Below are 22,594 nucleotides of genomic sequence, written 5' to 3'. Positions count from 1 at the left end.
GGTTTTCGTTGACGTTCAAGGAGATTAGGTGACGCTGCACCTGGACGACCTCCGCGTTCGCCTGCTCGGCGAATGCCGTTACGATTCGCCGTTCGCCGAGGTGCTGTCGACGAAGCGAACCTCGCCGCACTACGTCGCGGAAGGCGACCGCGTCCTGCTCGAGGACACCGTGGCGATGCTCGCCGAGCACAGCCTGCCCTCGGTGCAGGCGCCGAGTTTCGAGGCTGCTGGGCCGCGGCGGAAGATCTACTTCGACCCGGCACGCGTGACGGCGGGCATCGTCACCTGCGGCGGGCTGTGCCCCGGCCTCAACAACGTCATCCGCGGACTGGTGCAGGAGCTGTCGGTGCACTACCGGGTCAAGCGGATCGTCGGGTTCCGCAACGGCCTGCAGGGGCTGACGGCCGCGCACCGCGACGACACCGTCGAACTGACCCCGGAGGTGGTGCGCGACATCCACAACCTCGGCGGCACCATCCTGGGCAGCTCCCGCGGCGGCCAGGATGCGGACGAGATGGTGGAGACCCTCGCGCTGCACGGCGTCGACGTCATGTTCGTCATCGGCGGCGACGGCGGGATGCGCGCGGCCACGTTCCTCAGCGGCGCGATCCGGGCGCGCGGTCTGGACATCGCGGTGATCGGTGTGCCGAAGACGATCGACAACGACCTGCCCTTCACCGATCAGTCGTTCGGGTTCCAGAGCGCGTTCGCGCGGGCCACCGACTTCATCTCCGCGGTGTCGGTGGAAGCCGCGGCGAGCCCGAACGGCGTGGGGATCGTGAAGCTGATGGGGCGGCACTCCGGTTTCATCGCCGCCTACGCCGCACTGGCGGCGAACTCCGCTGACGTCGTGCTGATCCCCGAGGTGCCGTTCGCGCTCGACGGCGACGACGGCCTGCTGGCCCACGTCGAACGCCTGGTGCGTGCCAAGGGTTTCGCGGTGGTCGTGGTGGCCGAGGGCGCCGGGCAGGATCTGTTCGACGCGCACGGTCTTCCGCAGCTCAACGGGCGCGGCACCGACGCCTCGGGCAACGTCAAGCTCGGCAACATCGGGGAACTGCTGCGGACGAGCATCGAGGCGCACCTGACGGCTGCGGGTCTGGCCCCCACGATGCGGTACATCGACCCCAGCTATGCGATCCGCAGCATCCCGGCGAACGCCTACGACAGCGTTTACTGCCTGCGGCTGGCGCACGCCGCGGTGCACGCGGCGATGGCAGGCCGCACCGAGGCGGCGGTGGCGCGCTGGCGGCGGCGGTTCGTGCACGTCCCCTTCTCCCTGATGACGCGCCGGCGCAACCAGGTCGACCCGGACGGGGACCTGTGGATGTCGGTGCTCGAAACCACCTGCCAGCCCGCGGAGTTCGGCGCGGTCGCCGCGCGGGAGAGGATTTCCAGCGGGTTCTGCTGATATTTTGGTGCGAACGCAGGTTGTCTCGCCGAAGGGGCTGAGCGTGATGTCCGGTTTTCTTGCTCCGTCCGCACGCTCGGGCAGCTGACGTGCGATCGCGAGACGAGCGCGCGTCCGAGTGGCGCATCCCCGGCCTGCGGCGGCTCACCGTGCGCGAGTGGTTCCGGCTGTGGCTGGCCGACGTCCGGCACAGCGCCGCCGCGCGCAACGTCTTGTGCGATCACGACGGCAGTTCGCCGCCATGCCCGGTATGCTGGGTCCGCTACTGGTGACCCCGACGCGAACCTTGCTGATCACCGGTGCGAGCAGCGGTTTGGGCCGCGCCTTCGCGCAGCGGGCGCTGGCCGCGGGCCACACGGTCGTCGGCACGGTGCGCAAGGACGACGACCTGGCCCGGTTCGAGGCCCTGGCGCCGACGCGCGCCCACGGGCGGCTCTTCGACGTGACCGACGACAAGGCGGTGTTCGACGTGGCCGGGTAACGCGGTGTCTTCGGAGTCGCCACCACCGTGTACGCGGTGCTGCCCCGGGATGCGGCAGCGCCGGTTGGAGCATCCTCCCGGTGAGCTCGATGGCCGTGCCTGGGGGCCTGCTACTGCGCCAGCAAGTACGCGGTGGGGGCCTGCTCGAAACCTGTCCAAAGAGGTCACGAGGGACTGCACCGAGTTCGGTTGGCTCAGGTGCTGCCACAGGATCACGCCGCCGTTGGCCGGGTCGAACACGTGCGCCCCGAGATGCCGGTCGGCCGCCAGACCGAGCAGCGCGGCGGTCAGGATCGGGAACGCGATCAGGGTCATCACGCTCGTCACCAGGACGTTCCAGGTGAAGATCGGCATCCGGAACATCGTCATGCCTGGCGCGCGCAGGCACACGATCGTGGTGACCATGTTGACCGCGCCGAGGATAGTGCCCAGACCGGACACCGTCAGCCCGGCGATCCACAGGTCGCCGCCCGCGCCGGGCGAGTAGATCGCGCCCGACGGCGGGGTGTAGGCGAACCAGCCGAAGTCGGCCGCACCGCCCGGGGTCAGGAAGCCGGAGACGGTGATGACGCCGCCGAACAGGAAGAGCCAGTAGGACAGCGCGTTGAGACGGGGGAACGCGACGTCCGGGGCGCCGATCTGCAGCGGCAGCACGAAGTTGGCGAACCCGAACAGGATCGGCGTCGCACCTCCGAGGCCGAGACGTCCAGGCCAGGCATCTGCTCGGCCCACAGCGCCACCGAGCGGCCGACGACATCACCATCCATGTCGTGAAGTAGTACCTCGTGTCTCTCCGGACACCCGCACGGCCCCTCGGGTAGATACTTCGCTCGCGAGCGAAATAACCTCGCCTTCGTGACTGCCTCCCCCTCGGCGCCCGCCCGGCCGGTCGCGCGCCGCTCCGCCAGGGGTTCGGTGCTGCTGCGGTTGTTGCGCACGACGGACCACAAGCAGATCGGCATCATGTACCTGGTCACGTCGTTCGCGTTCTTCATGGTGGGCGGCGCGATGGCGATGCTGATCCGCACCGAGCTGGCGCGCCCAGGGCAGCAGTTCCTGTCGCAGGAGCAGTACAATCAGCTGTTCACCATGCACGGCACGATCATGCTGCTGTACGCGACCCCGATCCTGCGGATCGCGCAGCACGTGGAGGGCGCGGAGAACGGCCGGCTGCGCCGCCGGCGCGGGCGGATGGTCGCCAACGTGGGCGACTTCGAGGTGCTGCGGGCGCTGCGCCGCATCGGGCCGCCATACGCGATGACGCCGTCCCAGTTGCGCGCGGAGATGCTGATCTCGTCCTCCGGCCTCACCGGACGGTTGCACCGGCTGGAGCGCGACGGCTGGATCATGCGCGAGCCTCGGCCGACGACCAGCGCAGCGTCCTGGTCACCCTGACCCCGGAGGCGGTGTCCGACCTGGACGACGACATCGCCGACCACTTCGCCTTCGAGGACGACCTGCTCGCGCCCCTGACGCGGCAGCAGCGCACCGAACTGGCCGGCCTGCTAACGCTGCTGCTCCGTCGATTCGAAGCGGGTTGAACCAGCTCGGCGCGAAGTCACCGCGGTACGAAATGATCCGCCGGCACCCCGCGGGGCAGGGCTTCACTCATCCCCGGTAGCGAGGGTCCAGGGCCCCGTCGGCCGGGGCCCAGCCGATTCTCCCGGCGTCCCACCCGGCGGTCAGGGGCACCCACCAGAAGAAGGTGACCTTCCGCTCGGTGAACAGCCACTTCCCGTCCTGGCGCACCAGCGAATCGGTGTAGCGGCCCGCGGCCACCTGGGCCTCGCCGTCGACCACGCAGGGCTGGTAGAGCCAGGTTTCCCCGGAGGCGGTGTCGCCGTCGACCGTCACCGTCTCGTTGGCGCTGAAGTGCCACCACGCGGTGAGCGGACCGCCCTGCAGGCCGGCGAAGAACGTCCGCAGTTCACTGCGCCCGCTGGCGGTGGACAGGCCGACGAACCGGCCCTCCTCGGTGAACAGGCCGGCGAGCTCGTCCCAGTGCCCGTCGTCCAGGTACTGGCAGTACCGCGCACGCAGCTGGCCGATCTCCTGGACGTCTTCGAGCCGCCGGATCCTGGCCTCCAGGTCACCCATGCGCGCCTCCCCGCTCTCCGCCTCAGTACGAACGATCGTTCAGACGATAGGCGGGAGCGGGCCGGTTGGCAAGGCGTGCCTGCGGTCAGTCGCGGGTTTCGAGCAGGGCGAGCGTGTACCGGGCGTGCTGCTCGGCGAGGGCCTTCCGGGAGAGGCGCCCGCCAGCGCGGTACCAGGTGGAGATCGCCGAGCACATCGACACGGTGTTCCGTGCGGCGCCGTCGGGGTAGGGGGTGGTGAACCGGCCCTGGGCGACGCCCTCGGCGATGATCTCCCCGAAGATGGCCTGGGTGCTGTCGCGGGCGCGGACGACCCGTTCCCGGTGCTCGCCGTGGAGGTAGCGGATCTCGCTGATGGCGACCAGTGCCGCCGTCTGGTGGTCCACGACGAACCCGACGTAGGCCTTGACCGCTTCCCGCATCCGGTCGGCCGGGTCGTCCCCGGCGGGCTGGACCGCGGTGCTGGTGCGGTTCAGCAGCTCGTCGTTGGCCCGCTGGAGCAGTTCGGCGAGCAGGTGCGACTTCGACGGGAAGTAGTTGTAGAGGTTGGACAGGCTGGTTCCGGCGCCGGCGGCCACATCGCGTGTCGAGGCGCCGTTGAAGCCCTTTTCGCCGAACGCGGCCAGGGCTGCGTTGAGGATCGCCGCCTTGGTGCCCCGGCCGGTTTCGGTGATCAGCGCGGCAGCAGCAGAACGACTGTTCATCCGGCGAGGTTACACGTTCTTGACGGAACTCGAAGCGACTGGTTCTCTGGAGTAAGAACGTTCGTTCAGGTCCGAGGAGGTGTGAGCATGGCGAGTGCGCACACGCCGCCGGCCCTCGGCTGGGACGGTCCCGCCGGCCGTGGGCCGCCGTGTCACCCGCGTTCGTGCCCCAGCTCGCCGCTGATCGCCTTCACGGTCTCGTGCAGCACGGGGACCACCTCCTCGCGCATCGTCGCGTGCACGGGGACGCGCGTGCCGTGGGACACGGTCACGCTCAACACCCGGCGTACCGGCACCCGCGCGATGTAGACGACTTCGTTGCCGTCCATCACCGCGAGGGTGGCCGACTCCCCGGTCCGCTCGGCCTGTCGCATCAGGTGTGGTTGAGCCAGTTCGGTGAGGGCGTGCGTCGCCGTCTAGTGCTGGCCGATGGACGGCACCCGCGGCGTCAACGTCCAGTGTGGACCGGACGCGGCCACGTAACCAAGTCGTTGCAAGGTCAACAGGACTCGGGTGCACGACCGGGCGGGACAGCCCGGGCCGTCGCGAGCTCGGCCACTGTCGGGTTCGGACGGTCGGCGTCGAACTCGGTGAGCACCGCAAGGCCGCGTTCCAGGCCCTGGATGTGGTTCTGACTCGTCTTCTCGTCGTCCATCGGCTCCATTTCCTCAGTTCTCTTGACAGTCCGCAGGAAGTGTCACAACCGGGGTCACGGTGGTCACCTGTGACGGCGACGGAAACCAGGTCCATCGCGGACGTCGCGGCGGCCGCCGGGATCCCCGCCCACACGGGCACGTCCATCGACGGTCCGGTCGGCACCGCGGCCTCGCTGCACCTGGCGTGCGCACTGCCCGCGGTGACCTGGGGGAGCGAGCTGTTCGGGCCCCTGCTGATGCGTGCCGAGCACCTCGCCACCCCGCTGCGCTACGAGGGGGGAGCTGCACCTGCCCGACGGGCCCGGCTTCGGGGTCGAGCTCGACCCGGACGCGGTGCGCGCGTTCTCCCGGAGGTGACCAGGCCGGCCGCGCTCGGCGTTGAGGCCCGCCCCTCGTCGGAAGAACGCGTGCTGTGGCGGGCTCGGCGAGGTGCCCGCCCGGTTCGGCCCGTCCTTGGTTACGGCGTGGCCGAGGCCGGCTTGCGCTGCGTCTCGACCCGCGTCCGGGCCTGCCCGAGGCGCGGAGACGTGCGCGGGGCGGCGCGAGCACTCGGCCGTCCGCACCACGTCGAGGGGGCGTTCCGGCCGGGCGGGCACGGGCAGGACCGAGCTCGTCGTCGCGTCCGGTCGCTACCGGGGGCGCCTCGACGGCCTGGGGCCGGTCCCGGTGTGGGGCAGCGGCGAGCATCGGGTGATCGTGCCCGTCGCGCCAGTGCGGCTGGGACCGGTCGGTGTCGACTACGTGGCCTGTCGTGGCCGATCCAGCGTCCACTGTCGACTCCGTCCGCGGTGCAGGCCGGCGCCGCCGGGGGTTGACCCAGGGCGGGCCGCCTGCTTGACTGGCCTGAACGGTCGTTCGTTCTGAACGGCCGTGGTGGACGATCGATGAGGAGGTCCCCCCGGTGTCTACGGACCGTGACGTGTCCCCGTCCGCCCGAGCCGATGCGGCTCACGGCGGTCTCGTGGTCGACGAGCGCAGGATGCGGAAGCTGGCCTTCGCCTCCATCGCGTCGACCGTGCTCGAGTGGTTCGACTTCCTGGTGTATTCGACGGCGGCGGCGTTGGTGTTCGGTCCGTTGTTCTTCCCCACGCTGGGCGGCGTGCAGGGCACGCTCGCGTCGTTCGCGACGCTGGCGGTGGGATTCGTCGCGCGGCCGCTCGGCGGGGTGCTCGCCGGGCACGTGGGGGACCGTTACGGACGGAAGGTCCCGCTGGTCGGCTCGATGCTGTTGATGGGTGTGGCGACGTTCGTGGTGGGATTGCTGCCGACCTACGACACCGCCGGGATGTGGGCGCCGGTCCTGCTCGTGGTCGCGCGGATCGTGCAGGGGCTGGGTGTCGGTGCGCAGTGGGGTGGTGCGGCGATGCTGCTGGTGGAGCACGCCCCGGTGGCGAAGCGCGGCTTCTACGGCTCGCTGGTCAACACCGGCACGATCCTCGGCGCGGTCCTCGGCAACGGGTTCTTCCTGGTGCTCACCGCGCTGGTGCCGGCGGGTTCGTTCGAGGCGTGGGGCTGGCGGATCCCGTTCCTGTCCGGGCTGCTGCTGGTGGTCGTCGGGATCTACGTCCAGCTCAAGATCGAGGAGAGTCCGGTGTTCACCGAGCTCCGTTACGCCTCCTCGGCGGCCGCGCAGCGGGCCGGGGTGCGCAAGGCCCCGGTCGGGCAGGCGATCCGCCTTTACTGGCGGCAGATCCTGCAGGCGATCGCGGCGTTCTTCGTGGTCAACGGAACCTTCTACATCTTCATCTCCGGGATTCTCGACTACGGGACGAAGACACTCGGGCTGGACCGCACGCCGATGCTGCTCGTGGTGATGCTCGCGGGGCTGACGCAGGTGGTGACCATCCCGGTGTTCGGCGCGTTGTCCGACCGGCTCGGGCGCAAGCGGATCTACCTCGCGGGTGCGGCGGCCATGGCGGTCGCGGGGTTCCCGATGTTCTGGCTGATCGACACCGGCAGCCTGCTGTGGCTGGGGGTCGCGCTGGTCATCGGGTTCACGATTCACGCGTCGATGTTCGGGTGCCAGACCGCGATGTACGCCGAGATGTTCCCGGCCGATGTCCGGCTCTCCGGAGCGTCACTGGGTTTCCAGGTGGCGTCCGTGCTGGCAGGCGGACTGGCGCCGATGATCACCACGGCCCTGGTCGCCGCCTCCGGCGGATCGTGGGCGGTGTCGCTGTACATCATCGCGATGGCCGTGGTGACCTTCGCCGGGGTGAGCACCATCAGGGAACGGTTCCAGCGCGACCTGTACGCGGTTTCGTCCGAGCGGGCGGACGGTGCGGCGTGATCGGCGGAGGTGGGATGTACTTCGAGGACTTCCGGGTCGGGCAGCGGTTCACGGCGGGACCGAGGGTGGTGACCGAGGAGGACCTGGCGCGGTTCACCGCCCTCAGCGGCGACGACCACCCCCTGCACACCAGCGTCGAGTACGCCCGGGGCACGTCGTTCGGGGAACCGGTCCTGCAGGGTTCCTTCGGTGCGGCGGTGGCGGCCGGCCTGTGGACCCGGCTGGGGCTGGTGAGCGCGTCGATCGTGGCGGCGACCGAGGAGAGCTGGACCTACCACCGGCCGATCAAGGTGGGGGACGAGCTCTCGCTCGCGGTGACGATCGTCCGCCTGCAGGACAGCCGCGGGGGCGGCCAGGGACTGGTGACCCGGTACAACGAGCTGCGCGACGGTGCCGGCACCGTGATCCAGTCGGGCACGGCCACCGCGCTCGTGCGGGCGGGCGACGGAGGGCCGCGACCCGTGAACCGGGACGTGGGCACGGTGGCATGGGGGAAAGCGCTTGCCGAGGGGCTGACGGCGAACGCGGCGTTCCTGTCCGCGGTGGCGTCCTGGGACGGCACCATCGGACTGCGCGGTGGTGAGCACGAAGTCCACCTGCGCATCTACCGGGGCCGGATCATCGACGTGACCCGCCGGTCGCCGCACGGCGCCACGTTCACCTTCGGTGCGCCCGACCGGATCTGGGCGGATCTGCTGACCGCGGAGGAGAGCCGGTTCGGTGCCCGGTTGATGACCGGGGAGTTCGCCTCCAGCGGTGATCCGTACGAATACCTCCGGCTGACCAAGGCCCTGGAGATCATCGTGGACGTCGCCCGCGAGCTCGCCCGGACCGAGCACACCGAGGTGGTCGCATGACGGTCCACACCGTGACCGCACACCACCTGGTGCTGCACGACCGCATCGGGTTCGTGCAGGACGCTACGCCGAGGGAGCCGAACGGAACCACGTTGGTGCTGGTACACACCGCAGGGCAGAGTGGTGTGCAGTGGCGGCACGCGCTGCGGTCGCTGAGCGAACTGGGATACCGCGTGCTCGTGCCCGATCTGCCGGGGCACGGGCATTCCGAGCCTGCGCCCGGGGGCGCGGTGCGGGACCTGCGCGAGTACGCGGACTGGCTCGTGCGGCTGCTGGAGGTCCTGGAGGTGACGCGGCCGGTGGTGGTCGGCTGCTCGATCGGCGGCAAGATCGCCCAGGACCTCGCGGCGCGGTACGGCGACCGGCTGGACGCGGCGGTGTCGATGTGCGCCGAGTCCGGACCGGGACGGGTCCAGCTGCATGCGCTGGAACGGGAACTGGAGGACAGCGCCGCCGCCGCGCGTGCCGATCGCACTCACCTGGGCACCCGCGCGGTCGTCGGCCGCCGGGTGGCCCGCGGGCGCGCCGAGCTGATCGCGCGCATGCACTGCCGGGAGGACCCGCTGGTGTCCACCAGCGACCTCATCGGGTGGGGCGCGCATGACGTGCGCCCGCTGCTGCCGCGCATCCCGTGCCCGATCACGTTCGTGGCCGGCGAGGACGACCTGTGGGTCGATGCGCGATCGGTGGCCGAGTCCGCCCGGCAGGCGCCGGACGGCCGGTTCGTGCTCCTGCCGGGATACGGGCACTACCCGATGGAGGAGATGGACGACTTCGCGAAGGTCCTGGACGGTTGGCTGGGTGAGATGAAGGAGGGACGACCGTGACCCCGCGTCTGCTCGATGTGTTCGCCGGACTCGCCGACGCCGAACCCGACGCCGTGGTGCTGTACGACGCCGACGCCGGCCGTTCTCCGGTGCGGCCGGTCAGCAGGCGGCAGTTGCGTGACCTGGCCGCCGGAATGGCCGAGGATCTGCGCGCGCACGGGATCGGCGCGGGGGACTGCGTCGGTGTCTGGCTGCCGAACTGGTCCCACGCCGTCGCCGCGCAGTTCGCCGCCCTGGCGGTGGGAGCGCACGTCATCGGGATCAACACCCGGTACAACGTCGACGAGGTCGCGCACGTCCTGCGCATGGCCCGGCCCCGGGCGGTGGTGATCGCCCACGACTTCATGAATCTCGACCTCGGCCGGGTCCTGCGCGCGGCGCGCGAGGCGGCGGCGACCGAGCCGCCGGTGTGCCTGGTGACCACCGCGCCCGGGGCCGCACCGGCGTCCCCCGACGAGGTGGCGGCCTACGACGTGGGCGGTGGGGCGTCGGCGTTCCCCCAGGCGTCCGGTGGTGGTGAGCTGCGGCCGTGCCCGGTTCCGGGCCTGGCCACGGCGTTCACCACCTCGGGCTCGACCGGCCGCCCGAAACTGGCCGCCCACGGCGAACCCGGCATGGCCGAGCACCTCGTCGCCGCCGGCGAGCGCATCGGCCTGGGCCCCGGGGACGTCATGCTGGGCGCCCTCCCGTTGTCCGGGGTCTTCGGGTTCGTCGCGGCGATGGCCGCGGTCTTCTCCGGCGCCGCGGTGGCCCTGGAGCCGGTGTTCGACGCCGAGGGCGTCCTTACCGACATGGTGCGCCACCGGGTCACCCACGTCATCGGCGCCGACGACCTCCTCGGCCGCATCGAGCGGGCCTGGCAGGACCACCCCGCGCCCCTGCCGTTGCGGTGGATCGGGATCGCGGACTTCGAGGGCCGGTCCCGCCAGCTGGCGGCCTGGGCGGAGCGGGAGTTCGGCACCACCGTCGCCGGCGTGTACGGCTCGTCGGAGCTGTTCGCGCTGACCGCGTTCTGGCCCCGGCGGTATCCGCCGGAGCTGCGGTGGTCCGGGGGCGGCCAGGTGGTCACGGAGGCGATCGAGGTCCGCGTGGCCGACCCGGTCACCGGGGAAACCGTGCCGGACGGCGCCGAGGGCGAGATGCAGTTCCGCGGTCCGAATGTCGTCGACGCCTACCTCGGTGATCCCGCGGTCGCCGGCGAGGTGTTCACCGAGGACGGCTGGTTCCGCAGCGGCGACCTCGGCCGGCTGGTCGCCCCGGGAACCGTGCAGTACCTCTGCCGGATCGGTGACGTGCTGCGGTTGCGGGGATTCCTGGTCGACCCGGCCGAGATCGAAACCCGGCTGGCGGCGCACCCCGCGGTCGCGATGGTCAAAGTCGTGGGCGTGCCCGGCGGCGACGGCGGCACCATCGCTGTGGCCTTCGTGGTGCCCTACGGCCCGTCCCGGCCCGGCGAAGACGAGCTCAAGCAGTGGTGCGCCCAGACCCTGGCCAAGTTCAAAGTGCCATCCCGGGTCCGCCTGATCGACGAAATGCCCACCACCTCCGGCACGAACGGAACCAAGATCCGCGCCGCCGCACTGCGCGAGCTGGCACTGCGAGAGGGAGTCTGACCATGAACCACGAGGTCGTCATCTGCCACCCCCTGCGCACCCCCGTCGGCCGCTACGGCGGCGCGTTCCGGACGCTGTCGGCGACCGAGCTCGCCGCGCAGACCCTGCGGCAGCTGATCGAGCGGACCGGCCTGCCGGTGGACCGGGTCGACGACGTGCGTCTCGGGCAGTGCTATCCCAGCGGGGAGAGCCCGGCGATCGGCCGGGTCGCCGCGCTCGACGCCGGCCTGCCGGTGACCGTGCCAGGCGCGCAGATCGACCGCCGCTGCGGATCCGGACTGCAAGCCGTCATCGACGCCACCATGAGCGTCGCCACCGGCGCCGCCGAGGTCGTCATCGCCGGGGGCGCCGAATCGATGAGCAACGTCGAGTTCTATACCGACGAGATCCGCTGGGGTGTCAAGGGCGACGGGCCCCGGCTGCACGACAGGCTCGCGCGGGCCCGGGTGACCGCCGGCGGGAAGGACCACCCGGTGCCGGGCGGGATGCTCGAGACGGCCGAGAACCTGCGGCGCGAGTACTCGATCTCCCGGCGGGAACAGGACGAGTGGGCGCTGCGCTCCCACGAGCGTGCGGTGAAGGCCGCCGCCGACGGCCGCTTCGCCGAGGAGATCCTGCCGGTCACCGTGCCCGGCCGTCGCGGTGCGCCCGCCACCCTCGTCGACACCGACGAGCACCCGAGGCCCGACGTCTCGCTCGACGCGCTGAGCGAACTGCGGCCGGTCATGGTGAACAGCGACCCGGAGGCGACCGTCACCGCGGGCAACGCCAGCGGCCAGAACGACGGCGCGGCCGCGTGCATCGTCACCACCCGGGACGCCGCGGCGGAGCTGGGTCTCACGCCGATCCTGCGCCTGGTCAGCTGGGCGGTGGCCGGGGTGCCGCCGCGCACCATGGGCCTCGGACCGGTACCGGCGGTCGCGAAGGCACTGGACCGCGCCGGCCTCGCACTGTCCGACATCGAACTGGTGGAGATCAACGAGGCGTTCGCCGCCCAGGTGATCGCCTGCTTCCGGGAATGGGACCTCACCGATCGCGACCTGGAGCGGGTCAACGTCAGTGGATCGGGTATCTCGCTTGGCCATCCGGTCGGTGCCACCGGCGCCCGGATCCTGGCCACGCTGGCTCACGAGATGCGCCGCCGCGGGGCGCGCTACGGCCTGGAGACGATGTGCATCGGCGGCGGCCAGGGACTCGCTGCCGTCCTGGAGCTGGTCGAATGACCGCTCCGCTGCGCGGGCTCCGGGTCGTGGAGGCCACGAGTTTCGTCGCCGGTCCGCTGGCCGGCATGACGCTGGCGCAGATGGGGGCGCAGGTGCTGCGGCTGGACCCGGTCACCGGGCCGGTGGACGCGGGCCGGTGGCCGTTGAGCGGGACCGGCCGGAGCCTGTTCTGGGCCGGGATGAACAAGGGCGTGAAGTCCGTCGCCGTCGACTTCCGCGTGCCGGAAGGCCAGGAACTCGCGGCCGCGTTGATCACCGCCCCCGGCCCGCACGCCGGCTTGTTCGTCGACAACACGATCGGCCGGGATTTCCTGTCCCACAACCGGTTGCGCGCTCGCCGAGCCGACCTCGTGCACGTCCACATCCAGGGCTATCCCGACGGCCGGGCCGCCATGGACTACGCGGTCAACCCGCGCTACGGCGTGCCGGCGCTGACCGGTCCAGCCGATTCGCGCCGTCCGGTCAACCACGTCCTGCCTGCCTGGGACATCACCACCGGGCTGCTCGCGGTGTCCGGGCTGCTGGCCGGGTTGCACCGGCGGGCGGTGGACGGTGACGGGTGCCTGGTCGAGCTGGCCCTGGCCGATGTGGCCGCGGCGCACGTGGCGCATCTGGGCTGGTTCGCCGAGGTGGCCGAGGCCGGCCAGGACCGGCCCCGGCTCGGCAACCACCTGTTCGGCGCGTTCGGGGTGGATTTCGCGTGCGCCGACGGTCGCCGGGTGGTCGCGGTGGCGATCACCCGCGCCCAGTGGCGGGACCTGATGCGGATGACCGGGACGGAAGCGGTGTTCGTGGCCCTGTCTTCGGTGCACGGCACCGATTTCGACGTCGAGGGGGAGCGGTACCGGCACCGCGGCCTGATCGAGGCGGTGCTCGCACCGTGGTTCACCGCGCGCACCGTGGAAGAGGTGCTCGAGGCGGCGCGCGGCACCCGGGTGATGGCCGGCGAGTTCCGTTCGCCCTCGGAGGTCGTGGCGGCCTGGCGGCGGGGTGCGGAGTCACCGGTACTCACCGAGGTCGAGCAGGCCGGAGTAGGCCCGATGGTCACCGCCACCTCGCCGCTGCGCTGGAACTCGCGCTACCGCGAGGCCGAGCCGGCGCCGGAGTTCGGTGCGGACACGGAGTGGGCGCTGGCCGAGGTGCTGGGGATGTCCCGCCGGGAGATCGGGAGGCTCGCCGACAACGGGCTGATCAGGACGAGGAGAGATGAGAGCGATGGCGCGTGAACTGTGCCGGACCGAAGGGTTGACCGACGTCCAGGACGAGATCCTCAAGACCGTCCGCGCGTTCGTGGACGACCGGATCATCCCGGTCGCGACCGAACTGGAACACGCCGACGCCTACCCCGCCGAGATCGTCGAGGGGATGCGGGAACTGGGCCTGTTCGGGTTGACGATTCCCGAGGAGTACGGCGGGATCGGCGAGTCGCTGCTGACCTACGCGCTGGTGGCCGAGGAGATCGCCCGCGGCTGGATGAGCGTGTCGGGCATCATCAACACCCACTTCATCGTGGCTCACCTGCTCATGCACCACGGCACCGAGGAGCAGAAACGCCACTACCTGCCGAAGATGGCCACCGGCGAGATCCGCGGCGCGTTCTCCATGTCCGAGCCCGGCTGCGGCTCCGACGTGTCCGCCATCCGCACCCGCGCCACCCCGCACGACGGTCGGTACCTGATCAACGGCCAGAAGATGTGGCTGACGAACGGGGGATCGTCGACCCTGGTCGCCGTGCTGGTCAAAACCGGCGCCGGCGCCGGGCCTGCGCACCGGAACCTGACCACCTTCCTGGTGGACAAACCCGCCGGCTTCGGTGAGGTGGCGCCGGGCCTGACGGTTCCGGGCAGGATCGAGAAGATGGGTTACAAGGGCGTCGACACCACCGAACTCGTCTTCGACGACTACGGGATCGCCGCCTCGCAGATCCTCGGCGGCGAGCCCGGTCGCGGGTTCTACCAGATGATGGACGGCGTCGAGGTCGGGCGGGTCAACGTCGCGGCCCGCGGGTGCGGGGTGGCCTGGCGTGCGTTCGAACTCGGCGTCGCCTACGCGCAACAGCGGGAGACCTTCGGCCGGCCGATCGCCGATCACCAGGCGGTGCTCTTCCGCCTGGCCGAAATGGGCACCAAGGTCGAGGCGGCGCACCAGATGATGGTGCGGGCGGCGCGCAAGAAGGACTTCGGCGAGCGCAACGACCTGGAGGCCGGGATGGCGAAGTACCTGGCCTCGGAGTACTGCGCGCAGGTGGTGGAGGACTCCTTCCGCATCCACGGCGGTTACGGCTTCTCGAAGGAGTATGAGGTCGAACGGCTCTACCGCGAGGCGCCGATGCTCCTGATCGGGGAGGGCACCGCGGACATCCAGCGGATGATCATCGGGCGCCGGCTCCTGGAGGACTACAAGTTGCGGTGAGGTGAAGGGCCGCGCGGCGGAAGTGTCGGCTAGCCGCCTGCCGTGATCGAGCAGGCAGCTGTTGCTGAACGCACCGTCGCGCGCCCGGACCCAGGAAGTGATGGAGCTGAGCTGGGCGGTTCGCGCCAGCGGCTACCCGGGAGCCGTTCCGGGTCGGGCAGACGGCTCGAAGCGTTGCAGGAGGGTGGCGAGCAGATCGCCCGGGACTTCGGGATTTCCGAAGGGTGCCTGCATCGCTGGCTCAAGCAAGCCGACATCGACGATGGCGCCGCACCCGGGGTGTCCGGCAGGAATCCGCAGAATTGAGGGAAACGAAGAAGCGGATCCGGCAATTGGAGCAGGAAGCGGACGTGATGCGCCGCGCGGTCGCGTATCTCTCTCGGGATGTCAACCCAAAATAATCTACCCGCTGGTCCTCGACCTCGCCGCCGACGGAATACCCGTCGCGGTGACCTGCCGGGTTCTGGGCTTCTCCACTCAAGCCTTCTATCAATGGCGCAAGAATCCTGTGTCGCAGCGGGATTGGGACGATGCGCACCTGATCAACGCCGCGTACGGCATTCACCACGACGACCCCGCGTTCGGCTACCGGTTCATCGCCGACGAAGGCGGGCGACCCGGTTGTGGCCGGCGGTGATCCCCCGGGGCGGGAGTCTGTCTCGTAAGCAGCGGATCTGGAGCGTGTTCGCCAAGAATCGCGGCCCGACCCGCACAGCGGACCGCCGGCGCACGACGACCTCGCCACTCGCCGCTTCACCGCCACCGCGGCCGGCCAGCGCTGGCTCACCGACATCAGGGAACACCCACCAGTGAAGGGAAACTGTATCTCTGCGCCATCAAAGACGTCTTCTCCAACCACATCGTCGGATACTCGATCGACCAGCGAATGACTTACGACCTTGCGGTCAACACCCTGAGCCACGCGATTGTCACCCGGAAACCGACGGCGACAAACGTCCATTCCGACCGCGGCAGCCAATTCCGATCCCGAAAATACGTCGCCACACTCGCGGCACGGTTTACGCGGATCAATGGGCCGAGTCGGAGCCTGCGGCGACAACGCCGCGATGGAATCCTTTCTTCGCCCTACTCCAAAAAAGTGCTCGACCGGAAACGCGGGACAACCCGCGCTGAACTCCGACTCGCAATCGTCACCTGGATCGAACGCACCTACCACCGCCGACGCCACCAAGCCCCGACTCGGCGGCCTGCCACCTATCGAGTTTGAGAGCGTGTCTCACTTCAACTCGTCCAGCACGCCATGATCTTGCCCGCGCATCCCCCATGATCCAGCTGCTTAACCAGCGCCCACAACTCGTCGGGCACCAGCCCCCGCGACATCATTCCACCGGGCAAGACGCGTCCACAAGGTGGTGGAATGTCACGGGTGGACGATCGGGTGGTGTTCACCGCAATCGTGTTTGTGCTGACCAGCGGGTGTGCCTGGCGTCATCTGCCGCCCAGCTTCGGGTCACCGTACCGACGGTGCATCGCCGGTTCACCGAGTGGACCGAGGCCGGGCTGTGGTGGCAGCTGCACGAGGCAGTGCTGGACGAGCTGGGCGGCAAAGGCATGATCGATTGGTCGCGCGCAGTCCTGGACGGAGCATCCGTCAGGGCAAAAAAGGGCTCTGTTGATCTATGTGTGGGCCGGGTTTGACCTGGTAGAAGGGGCACGTCGTTGCTGGGTCTAGGTTTCTGAGCTGTCGAGGAACAGAAACGAACAGACGGAGAACGACGTGCCCTCTGCCAGGGTATGGTGTCGGCTGCTGGGTGTGCATCCCGCGGTTGTGGAATCAGTGGAGTTAGACGAGGCCGAGCAGGTACTGGTGGCCCGGGTACGGTTGCGGCGGCGGGATCGACACCGGTGCGGGGCGTGCTCTCGGCGGTGTCCGCGCTATGACGCTGGGCGGGGCCGGCGGCGGTGGCGTGCCCTGGATCTGGGCACCGTGCAGGCGTTTGTCGAGGCGGACGCGCCGCGGGTGCAGTGCCGCGAGCACGGTGTGGTGGTGGCCGCGGTGCCGTGGGCTCGCCATGGTGCCGGGCACACTCGCGCCTTCGATGACACCGTGGCGTGGCTGGCGACCCAGTCGTCGAGAACCTCGGTCCGGCAGCTGATGCGGGTCGCCTGGCCGACCGTCGGGGCAATCATCACCCGGGTCCGGGCCGATATCGACGCCCAGGTTGATCGGCTGGCCGGGCTGCGCCGGATCGGGATCGACGAGATCAGCTACAAGAAGAATCACCGGTATCTCACCGTGGTGGTCGATCACGACACCGGCAGACTGGTCTGGGCAGCGCCGGGCAACGACAAAGCCACGCTGGCCGCGTTCTTCGACGGGCGTTGTTCGGTGAGCATGTCGTAGCCGACGCCCAGCTGGTCGAGCACACCAGGCCGGAAGTTGTCCACGACCACGTCCGCGCTCGCCGCCAGGCGCACCGCCGCTGCCCCTCCGGGCTCTTCAGGTCGATGGTCACGCTCCGGGCACTGGGAGTGCGGGAATGGGCTCGGCCAAGATCGGCCTGCGCGGACCATCGGCACTCAAGACCGGCCAGAACGGCCCGCAACCGAGTGTCGCCCAGCAGGCCCACGACGCCCTCGACATGATATCGGGCATCCCGGCCCAGGTGAACACGCGGACACCATCAACTGCGGCTGGTCGGGCGTACGCTTGGTGAGGATCGTGTCCCGCCCGACTTCGGCGATTTCGAACCCCTGGACCGAGTAGGCGACGACCCGGTGCGCGCGATCGTAGAGCACTACCGAACCACCGGCGGTGAGGGTGATCGCGTCCGCGAACCGTAGACGGTACCGGGACTGATCTGATCCCGGGGACTCGGGGGACGGCCGCGGTCGCGGTCGGCGACGGCACCTACATGACGGCCAAGGCGGCCGCGGACGTGTCCGCGCCCGGCCCCGTGGCGTCGGCTCCGTCGACGAGCGGGCCGCTCCGCGCAGACCTTCGTCATCGGCGTGGTCGTCGGTTCCGGCGGTGTGGAACGGCCGCGTGTCCGCCGCGGGACAGGACATCTACGCGATCAGCACGCCGCGCGCGGTCGAGGCCGTCGACCGCCTCTTGATCGGGCGGACCAGGATCACGGGTGGGGTCCGCGGGCGCGGCGTCCGGACCACCACCTCCTGGCTGGCAGTCGTAGGCGACTGGAGTCGGCATGAACACCGCCGCTGGGACCGGCGTGGAGCGGACGGTGCCGACCCACGCCCGCGTGCCCCTCAGCCGGTGGTATGCCGGTAGAAGGGCTCCTTGATCGGCGCCAGCGGGGTGTTGCCGAGGATCAGGTCCGCCGCCTTCTCCGCGGTCATGATCACCGGCGCGTAGATGTTGCCGTTGGTGATGTAGGGCATCACCGAGGCGTCGACGACGCGCAGGCTCTCCGTCCCGTGCACCCGCATCGACCCAGGGTCCACAACGGACATGTCGTCGACGCCCATCTTCGCCGTGCAGGACGGGTGCAGCGCGGTCTCCGCGTCCTTCGCCACCCAGTCCAGGATCTGTTCGTCGGTCTCCACGCCGGGGCCGGGGGAGATCTCGCCGCCGTTGTAGCGGTCCAGCGCGGGCTGGTTGAGGATCTTGCGGGCCACCCGCACGGCCTCCACCCACTCGCGCCGGTCGTTCTCGGTGGACAGGTAGTTGAACCGCAGCGCCGGGTGCCGCCGCGGATCCGTGGACGTGATCTTCACGCTGCCGCGCGTGTCGGCGTACATCGGTCCCACGTGGACCTGGTAGCCGTGCCCACCGGCGGGCACCGAGCCGTCGTAGCGGATCGCGATCGGCAGGAAGTGGAACATCAGGTTCGGGTAGGCCACGGTGTCGTTGCTGCGCACGAAACCGCCGCCCTCGAAGTGGTTCGTGGCGCCCGGGCCGGACCGCAGGAACAACCACTGCGCGCCGATCAGCGGGCGCTTCCACGTCGCCAGGTGCGGCTGCATCGACACCGGTTCCTTGCAGGCGTACTGGATGTACACCTCGAGGTGGTCCTGCAGGTTCTCACCGACGCCGGGCAGGTCGTGGACCACGTCGATGCCGAGCCGGCGCAGCTCGGCCGCGTTGCCCACGCCCGACAGCTGCAGCAGTTGCGGCGTGTTGATCGCTCCGCCGCACAGCACGACCTCCTTGCCGTACACCTCGCGCGGCGCGCTCCGCCCGGTCGAGTACTCGACCCCGACGGCGCGGTTGCCGCGAAACAGGACCTGCGACACGAACGCGCGGGTCTGCACGGTCAGGTTCTTCCGGTGCCGCACCGGGTGCAGGTAGGCGCGGGCGGCGGAGAGCCTGCGGCCGCGGCGCACGTTCCGGTCGAAGGGTGCGAACCCCTCCTGCCGGTAGCCGTTCACGTCGTCCGTGCGCGGGTACCCGGCTTGTTCGGCGGCTTCGAAGAACGCCTGGAACAACGGGTTCGACGCCGGTCCGCGTTCCAGCTCCAGCGGGCCGTCGTGCCCGCGCCAGCGCCCGTCCGGTGGATCGGCGAGGCAGTTCTCCATGCGCTGGAAATAGGGCAGGCAGTGCGCGTAGTCCCAGCCGGACATCCCCGGGTCGGCGGCCCACCGTTCGTAGTCCATCGGGTTGCCCCGCTGGAAGATCATGCCATTGATGCTGCTCGACCCGCCGAGGATCTTGCCGCGCGCGTGGTAGATGCGCCGCCGGTTCATGAACGGCTCGGGTTCGCTGCGGTAGCCCCAGTCGTAGAAGCGGCTGCCGATCGGGAAGGTCAGCGCGGCGGGCATGTGCACGAACACGTCCCACTTGGCGTCCGGCCGGCCTGCCTCCAGCACCAGCACCTTCACCTTCGGGTCGGCCGAGAGCCGGTTGGCCAGCACGCACCCGGCCGAGCCGCCGCCGACGATGATGAAGTCGTAGTTCTCGGTGCTCACGTTCGTCCTCCTCAGGAAAGCTCGTCGACGAGCCGGTCGCCGCGGTCGGCCTGGTGTTCGGGGAGCGTGCCGAGGCGGCGGCAGCCGCGGAGCCGGAACCACGCCAGGCCGATCGCGGCGACGATCCCGATGAAGATCAGGGCCATCCAGCGCAGCACCCCGCCGCCGTAGATCTGCTCGCGCGGCCACGCCAGGTTCACGGACATCCCGGCGCCCCACAGCACGGCGACCATGTTGACCGGCAGTCCGAACCGGCCGAGCGAGAAGTGACCGCCCGCGTCGCGGCCCGACCACCCGCCGCGCACCCGCTTGACCAGCATCGGCACCGTCACCAGCAGGTAGGCCAGGTAGATCATCACCACCGCGACGCTGGTGACCGCGGTGAAGATCTGCGGCGTGCCGATGTTGACCAGCAGGATCGCCACCGCGACCGCGCCGATGAGGATCGCCGCGACCACCGGGGTGCCGGTCTTGGCGTTGATCCGGGCCAGCCGCACCCCGAACGGCAGGGCGTTGTCCCTGGCCATCGCGAACATCAGCCGGATCCCGGCGGTGTGCACGGCCAGCGCGCACACCGTGATGGCGACGACGATGCAGCACAGGAACACCTTGCCCAACGGCCCGCCGAGCACCTGCAGCACGATCAGCTGCAGCCCGCCCGACGACGTGCTCAGCCGCGGATCGGACAGGTCGGGCGCGGCCATGATGGCGAACAGCAGGATCAGCCCGCCGATCACGAACGACGCGATGACCGCGCGCAGGATCGCCACCGGCGCGGTGCGCCGCGGGTTGACGGTCTCCTCGCCCAGCGAACTCGCCGTGTCGAAGCCGTACATGACGTAGGCCGAGGCGATCGCGGCCACCAGGAACACGCCGGCGTAGCCACCGGTGTGCCCCTCGCCGAGCCCGTGCGTGTCGACGAAGACACCGGGACCGCGCACCACGTTCACCGCGAGGATGACGACCAGCAGGACCGCCGCGATCAGCTCGATGAACACGCCGATGCTGTTGATGCGTGCCATCAGCTTGACGCCGAAGGCGTTGACCACCGTGGTGAACAGGATCAGCACGGCGCCCCAGATCACCGCGGAGATCCCGAAGTCGTGTGCGCCGCCGCCGTCGCCGATCAGCTGGAAGCCGGACCACAGCTGTGGCAGCGTGACCTGGTAGGCCAGCACCACGCCGGCCAGGGTGACCACGGAGGCGGTGAACATCATCCAGCCGGCCAGCCACGACGTGGTGGGCCCGGCGAGTCTCTTCGACCAGTTGTAGACCGAACCGGCGACCGGGTAGCGGGCGGCCAGCTCGGCGAAGCACAGGGCCACGGCGATCTGCCCGGCGAAGACCATCGGCCAGGACCACCAGTAGGCCGGCCCGCCGGTGCCGAACCCGAAGTAGAACAGCTGGAACGTGCCGGTGAGGATGGAGATGTAGCTGACCCCGGCGGCGAAACTCGCGAACTTGCCGATGCTGCGGTCGAGGGACTGCCGGTACCCGAACTCGGACAGTCCGTGGTCGTTGCTGGTGCTCACGCGCGCCTCCTCTTCAGTACTGCGGCGTGGAGAGGGGAGTCCCGGTCAGCCCTTGAACCAGTGCTGCGGCCGGGGATCGATGTTGTGGTAGATGTGCTTGGTCTCGCGGTACTCGTGCAGGCCGGACGGGCCCAGTTCGCGGCCGATGCCGGACTTGCCGAAGCCGCCCCACTCCGCCTGGGGCAGGTACGGGTGGTAGTCGTTGATCCAGACCGTGCCGTGGCGCAGCGCCCCGGCCACGCGCTGGGCGCGGCCGGCGTCGGAGGTCCACACCGCGCCGGCGAGGCCGTAGTCGGTGTCGTTGGCCAGCTCGACGGCCTCCGCCTCGGTGGCGAACCGTTCCACCGTGACGACCGGGCCGAACACTTCCTCGCGCACCACGGCCATGTCGCGGGTGCAGTCGCCGAACACGGTCGGCCGGAGGAAGAAACCGTGGCGCAGCGCGGGATCTTCCGGCCGCGCGCCGCCGGCGTGCAGGGTGGCGCCCTCGGCGATCGCCCCGGCGATGTAGCCCTCGACCTTCGCGCGGTGCTGCGCGGAGATGAGCGGACCGCACTCGGTGCCGGGGTCGAGCCCGTTGCCCAGCCGGATCCGCTCGGCGCGCCGGGCGAGCTCGCCGACGAACCGGTCGTGGATCCCGTTCTGCACGATCAGCCGGGCGCCCGCCGAGCAGACCTGTCCGGAGTGGACGAACGCGGCGTTGAGGGCGTGGTCGACGGCGGTGTCGAAGTCGGCGTCGTCGAAGACCACGTTGGGGTTCTTGCCGCCGAGCTCCAGCGCCACCCGGCGGACGCCGCGCGCCGCGGCGGCCATGATCTTCTCGCCGGTCGCCAGCCCGCCGGTGAACGACACGAGGTCGACGCCGGGGTGCTCGACCATCGCCGCGCCGACCGCGCCAGGGCCGAGCAGCAGGTTGACCACGCCCGGCGGCACACCGGCCTCCTCGGCGAGCGCGACGAGCCGGATGGTGGTCAGCGGGGTGAGCTCGCTCGGTTTGAGCACCATCGTGTTCCCCGCGGCCAGCGCGGGGGCGATCTTCCAGGAGATCTGCAGCAGCGGGTAGTTCCACGGGGCGATCAACGCGCAGACGCCCACCGGCTCGTGCACGATCCGGCTGATCGCGGCCGGGTTGCCGGTGTCCACCACGCGCCCGGCTTCCTGCGCGATCGCCGCGGCGTAGTAGCGGAACACCGCGACCACATCGTCGACGTCGATGCGGCCCTCGGCGAGGGTCTTGCCGGTGTCGAGGGTTTCCGTGCGGGCGATGTCCTCGCGGTCGCGGACCAGCAGGTCGGCGATGCGGTGGAGCAGTTCGGCGCGTTCGCCCGCGGTGGTGCGGCGCCACGGTGAGCCGGGGCGGAACGCCGCTCGCGCGGCGGTGACGGCCCGGTCGACGTCCTCGGGCGCGGCGAGGGCGACCGTCTGGATGACCGAGGCGTCGTAGGGGTTGCGGACGTCGGTGCGGGACCCGTCGCGCCCCTCGGTCCAGTTCCCGTCGATGTACAGGTCCTTCATGAGCCCTTTCCGATGCGGTAGCGGGCAACGCCGGCGCGGGGAATGTGATGCGCGGCACGTCAGTGCGTACATTTGTACATGAGAGTG

Annotated in this window: 20 protein-coding genes and 5 pseudogenes; 16 read left to right on the top strand and 9 right to left on the bottom strand. The window is 70.3% G+C overall.

Features of this window, described 5'->3' with window-relative positions:
- Positions 1-28: 28 nt before the first annotated feature.
- Positions 29-1,411 carry an ATP-dependent 6-phosphofructokinase gene (locus tag AMETH_RS22620; protein ID WP_017983436.1) on the top strand — a complete coding sequence of 461 codons (1,383 nt, stop codon included), beginning with the start codon at positions 29-31 and terminating at the stop codon, positions 1,409-1,411.
- Between the two features lie 241 nt (positions 1,412-1,652).
- Positions 1,653-1,892 carry an SDR family NAD(P)-dependent oxidoreductase gene (locus tag AMETH_RS37195; protein WP_410468238.1) on the top strand — a complete coding sequence of 80 codons (240 nt, stop codon included), beginning with the start codon at positions 1,653-1,655 and terminating at the stop codon, positions 1,890-1,892.
- Between the two features lie 195 nt (positions 1,893-2,087).
- Here AMETH_RS37195 and AMETH_RS37190 read toward each other — a convergent pair.
- Positions 2,088-2,579: pseudogene (locus AMETH_RS37190) on the bottom strand (cbb3-type cytochrome c oxidase subunit I); the annotation flags it as partial.
- A gap of 204 nt (positions 2,580-2,783) precedes the next feature.
- On the opposite strand from AMETH_RS37190, the pseudogene AMETH_RS40680 reads away from it, so the two are divergent.
- From AMETH_RS40680 to AMETH_RS41655, 3 genes and pseudogenes are all read left to right on the top strand, one after another.
- Positions 2,784-3,023, top strand: a pseudogene (locus AMETH_RS40680) (cbb3-type cytochrome c oxidase subunit I); the annotation flags it as partial.
- A complete protein-coding gene (locus tag AMETH_RS42150) occupies positions 2,997-3,287 on the top strand; it encodes a MarR family transcriptional regulator (protein WP_323806992.1) in 291 nt (96 codons plus the stop codon). The pseudogene AMETH_RS40680 and the gene AMETH_RS42150, both read left to right, overlap by 27 nt.
- Before the next feature lie 11 nt (positions 3,288-3,298).
- Positions 3,299-3,433 (top strand): hypothetical protein, encoded by a 135-nt coding sequence (locus AMETH_RS41655; RefSeq protein ID WP_017983434.1) that lies wholly within the window; start codon positions 3,299-3,301, stop codon positions 3,431-3,433.
- Positions 3,434-3,500: 67 nt separating this feature from the next.
- Here the strand turns inward: AMETH_RS41655 and AMETH_RS22600 are convergent, their stop codons facing one another.
- The 4 genes from AMETH_RS22600 to AMETH_RS39315 all read right to left on the bottom strand — a co-directional run bounded on the left by AMETH_RS22600 (position 3,501) and on the right by AMETH_RS39315 (position 5,347).
- Positions 3,501-3,989: a nuclear transport factor 2 family protein gene (locus AMETH_RS22600; protein ID WP_017983433.1), complete on the bottom strand. Its 489-nt coding sequence runs from the start codon at positions 3,987-3,989 to the stop codon at positions 3,501-3,503.
- A gap of 85 nt (positions 3,990-4,074) precedes the next feature.
- Positions 4,075-4,692, bottom strand: a complete 618-nt coding sequence (locus AMETH_RS22595; RefSeq protein WP_017983432.1) for a TetR/AcrR family transcriptional regulator — start codon at positions 4,690-4,692, stop codon at positions 4,075-4,077.
- Between the two features lie 152 nt (positions 4,693-4,844).
- Positions 4,845-5,066 carry an IclR family transcriptional regulator domain-containing protein gene (locus AMETH_RS39320; RefSeq protein ID WP_026153263.1) on the bottom strand — a complete coding sequence of 74 codons (222 nt, stop codon included), beginning with the start codon at positions 5,064-5,066 and terminating at the stop codon, positions 4,845-4,847.
- Positions 5,067-5,191: 125 nt separating this feature from the next.
- The gene (locus tag AMETH_RS39315; protein WP_209436802.1) at positions 5,192-5,347 is read right to left on the bottom strand and encodes a helix-turn-helix domain-containing protein; all 156 of its coding nucleotides are present in this window, start codon (positions 5,345-5,347) and stop codon (positions 5,192-5,194) included.
- Here AMETH_RS39315 and AMETH_RS42145 point away from each other — a divergent pair.
- The 11 genes and pseudogenes from AMETH_RS42145 to AMETH_RS22545 form a co-directional block, all read left to right on the top strand.
- Complete coding sequence (locus tag AMETH_RS42145; protein ID WP_323806959.1) at positions 5,318-6,163, top strand: enolase C-terminal domain-like protein; 846 nt, start codon at positions 5,318-5,320, stop codon at positions 6,161-6,163. The genes AMETH_RS39315 and AMETH_RS42145 overlap by 30 nt on opposite strands.
- Positions 6,164-6,327: 164 nt before the next feature.
- Positions 6,328-7,638, top strand: coding sequence for an MFS transporter (locus AMETH_RS22585; RefSeq protein ID WP_156131710.1), 1,311 nt, complete (start codon positions 6,328-6,330; stop codon positions 7,636-7,638).
- A 14-nt stretch (positions 7,639-7,652) separates the two neighbouring features.
- Positions 7,653-8,495, top strand: a complete 843-nt coding sequence (locus tag AMETH_RS36005) for a MaoC/PaaZ C-terminal domain-containing protein (RefSeq protein ID WP_017983430.1) — start codon at positions 7,653-7,655, stop codon at positions 8,493-8,495.
- Positions 8,492-9,322, top strand: coding sequence for an alpha/beta fold hydrolase (locus AMETH_RS22575; protein ID WP_017983429.1), 831 nt, complete (start codon positions 8,492-8,494; stop codon positions 9,320-9,322). Before AMETH_RS36005 ends, AMETH_RS22575 begins: the two co-directional genes overlap by 4 nt.
- Positions 9,319-10,935, top strand: a complete 1,617-nt coding sequence (locus AMETH_RS22570) for an AMP-binding protein (RefSeq protein WP_017983428.1) — start codon at positions 9,319-9,321, stop codon at positions 10,933-10,935. Before AMETH_RS22575 ends, AMETH_RS22570 begins: the two co-directional genes overlap by 4 nt.
- A gap of 2 nt (positions 10,936-10,937) precedes the next feature.
- Positions 10,938-12,158: an acetyl-CoA C-acetyltransferase gene (locus AMETH_RS22565; protein ID WP_017983427.1), complete on the top strand. Its 1,221-nt coding sequence runs from the start codon at positions 10,938-10,940 to the stop codon at positions 12,156-12,158.
- On the top strand, positions 12,155-13,384 hold the full coding sequence (locus AMETH_RS22560; protein ID WP_017983426.1) for a CoA transferase: 1,230 nt from the start codon (positions 12,155-12,157) through the stop codon (positions 13,382-13,384). Before AMETH_RS22565 ends, AMETH_RS22560 begins: the two co-directional genes overlap by 4 nt.
- Positions 13,374-14,570 (top strand): acyl-CoA dehydrogenase family protein, encoded by a 1,197-nt coding sequence (locus AMETH_RS22555; RefSeq protein ID WP_017983425.1) that lies wholly within the window; start codon positions 13,374-13,376, stop codon positions 14,568-14,570. Before AMETH_RS22560 ends, AMETH_RS22555 begins: the two co-directional genes overlap by 11 nt.
- 192 nt (positions 14,571-14,762) lie before the next feature.
- A pseudogene (locus AMETH_RS22550) lies at positions 14,763-15,835 on the top strand (IS3 family transposase); the annotation flags it as partial.
- An 89-nt stretch (positions 15,836-15,924) separates the two neighbouring features.
- A pseudogene (locus AMETH_RS37175) lies at positions 15,925-16,199 on the top strand (transposase); the annotation flags it as partial.
- Positions 16,200-16,308: 109 nt separating this feature from the next.
- Positions 16,309-16,908: pseudogene (locus AMETH_RS22545) on the top strand (helix-turn-helix domain-containing protein); the annotation flags it as partial.
- Here AMETH_RS22545 and AMETH_RS37170 read toward each other — a convergent pair.
- The 4 genes from AMETH_RS37170 to AMETH_RS22530 form a co-directional block, all read right to left on the bottom strand.
- Positions 16,839-17,105 carry a CoA transferase gene (locus tag AMETH_RS37170; RefSeq protein WP_081617574.1) on the bottom strand — a complete coding sequence of 89 codons (267 nt, stop codon included), beginning with the start codon at positions 17,103-17,105 and terminating at the stop codon, positions 16,839-16,841. The pseudogene AMETH_RS22545 and the gene AMETH_RS37170 overlap by 70 nt on opposite strands.
- 696 nt (positions 17,106-17,801) lie before the next feature.
- Positions 17,802-19,460: a choline dehydrogenase gene (gene betA / locus AMETH_RS22540; RefSeq protein WP_017983420.1), complete on the bottom strand. Its 1,659-nt coding sequence runs from the start codon at positions 19,458-19,460 to the stop codon at positions 17,802-17,804.
- Between the two features lie 11 nt (positions 19,461-19,471).
- Positions 19,472-20,992, bottom strand: coding sequence for an APC family permease (locus AMETH_RS22535; protein WP_017983419.1), 1,521 nt, complete (start codon positions 20,990-20,992; stop codon positions 19,472-19,474).
- Between the two features lie 45 nt (positions 20,993-21,037).
- Entirely contained in the window at positions 21,038-22,507 is a 1,470-nt protein-coding gene (locus AMETH_RS22530; protein WP_017983418.1) for an aldehyde dehydrogenase family protein, read from the bottom strand.
- Positions 22,508-22,594 lie beyond the last annotated feature (87 nt).

The organism is Amycolatopsis methanolica 239 (genome assembly GCF_000739085.1).
GTDB lineage: Bacteria > Actinomycetota > Actinomycetes > Mycobacteriales > Pseudonocardiaceae > Amycolatopsis_E > Amycolatopsis_E methanolica.
This window is presented reverse-complemented; position numbering and strand designations above follow the sequence as displayed.

Coding starts and splice junctions, on each gene's coding strand:
- AMETH_RS37170 (WP_081617574.1), bottom strand. CDS start 17,105: ATGGTCCGCGCAGGCCGATCTTGGCCGAGCCCATTCCCGCACTCCCAG.
- AMETH_RS22555 (WP_017983425.1), top strand. CDS start 13,374: ATGGCGCGTGAACTGTGCCGGACCGAAGGGTTGACCGACGTCCAGGAC.
- AMETH_RS22565 (WP_017983427.1), top strand. CDS start 10,938: ATGAACCACGAGGTCGTCATCTGCCACCCCCTGCGCACCCCCGTCGGC.
- AMETH_RS22530 (WP_017983418.1), bottom strand. CDS start 22,507: ATGAAGGACCTGTACATCGACGGGAACTGGACCGAGGGGCGCGACGGG.
- AMETH_RS39320 (WP_026153263.1), bottom strand. CDS start 5,066: ATGCGACAGGCCGAGCGGACCGGGGAGTCGGCCACCCTCGCGGTGATG.
- AMETH_RS22560 (WP_017983426.1), top strand. CDS start 12,155: ATGACCGCTCCGCTGCGCGGGCTCCGGGTCGTGGAGGCCACGAGTTTC.
- AMETH_RS37195 (WP_410468238.1), top strand. CDS start 1,653: ATGCCCGGTATGCTGGGTCCGCTACTGGTGACCCCGACGCGAACCTTG.
- AMETH_RS22600 (WP_017983433.1), bottom strand. CDS start 3,989: ATGGGTGACCTGGAGGCCAGGATCCGGCGGCTCGAAGACGTCCAGGAG.
- AMETH_RS22575 (WP_017983429.1), top strand. CDS start 8,492: ATGACGGTCCACACCGTGACCGCACACCACCTGGTGCTGCACGACCGC.
- AMETH_RS22585 (WP_156131710.1), top strand. CDS start 6,328: ATGCGGAAGCTGGCCTTCGCCTCCATCGCGTCGACCGTGCTCGAGTGG.
- AMETH_RS39315 (WP_209436802.1), bottom strand. CDS start 5,347: ATGGACGACGAGAAGACGAGTCAGAACCACATCCAGGGCCTGGAACGC.
- AMETH_RS36005 (WP_017983430.1), top strand. CDS start 7,653: ATGTACTTCGAGGACTTCCGGGTCGGGCAGCGGTTCACGGCGGGACCG.
- AMETH_RS42150 (WP_323806992.1), top strand. CDS start 2,997: ATGCTGCTGTACGCGACCCCGATCCTGCGGATCGCGCAGCACGTGGAG.
- AMETH_RS22595 (WP_017983432.1), bottom strand. CDS start 4,692: ATGAACAGTCGTTCTGCTGCTGCCGCGCTGATCACCGAAACCGGCCGG.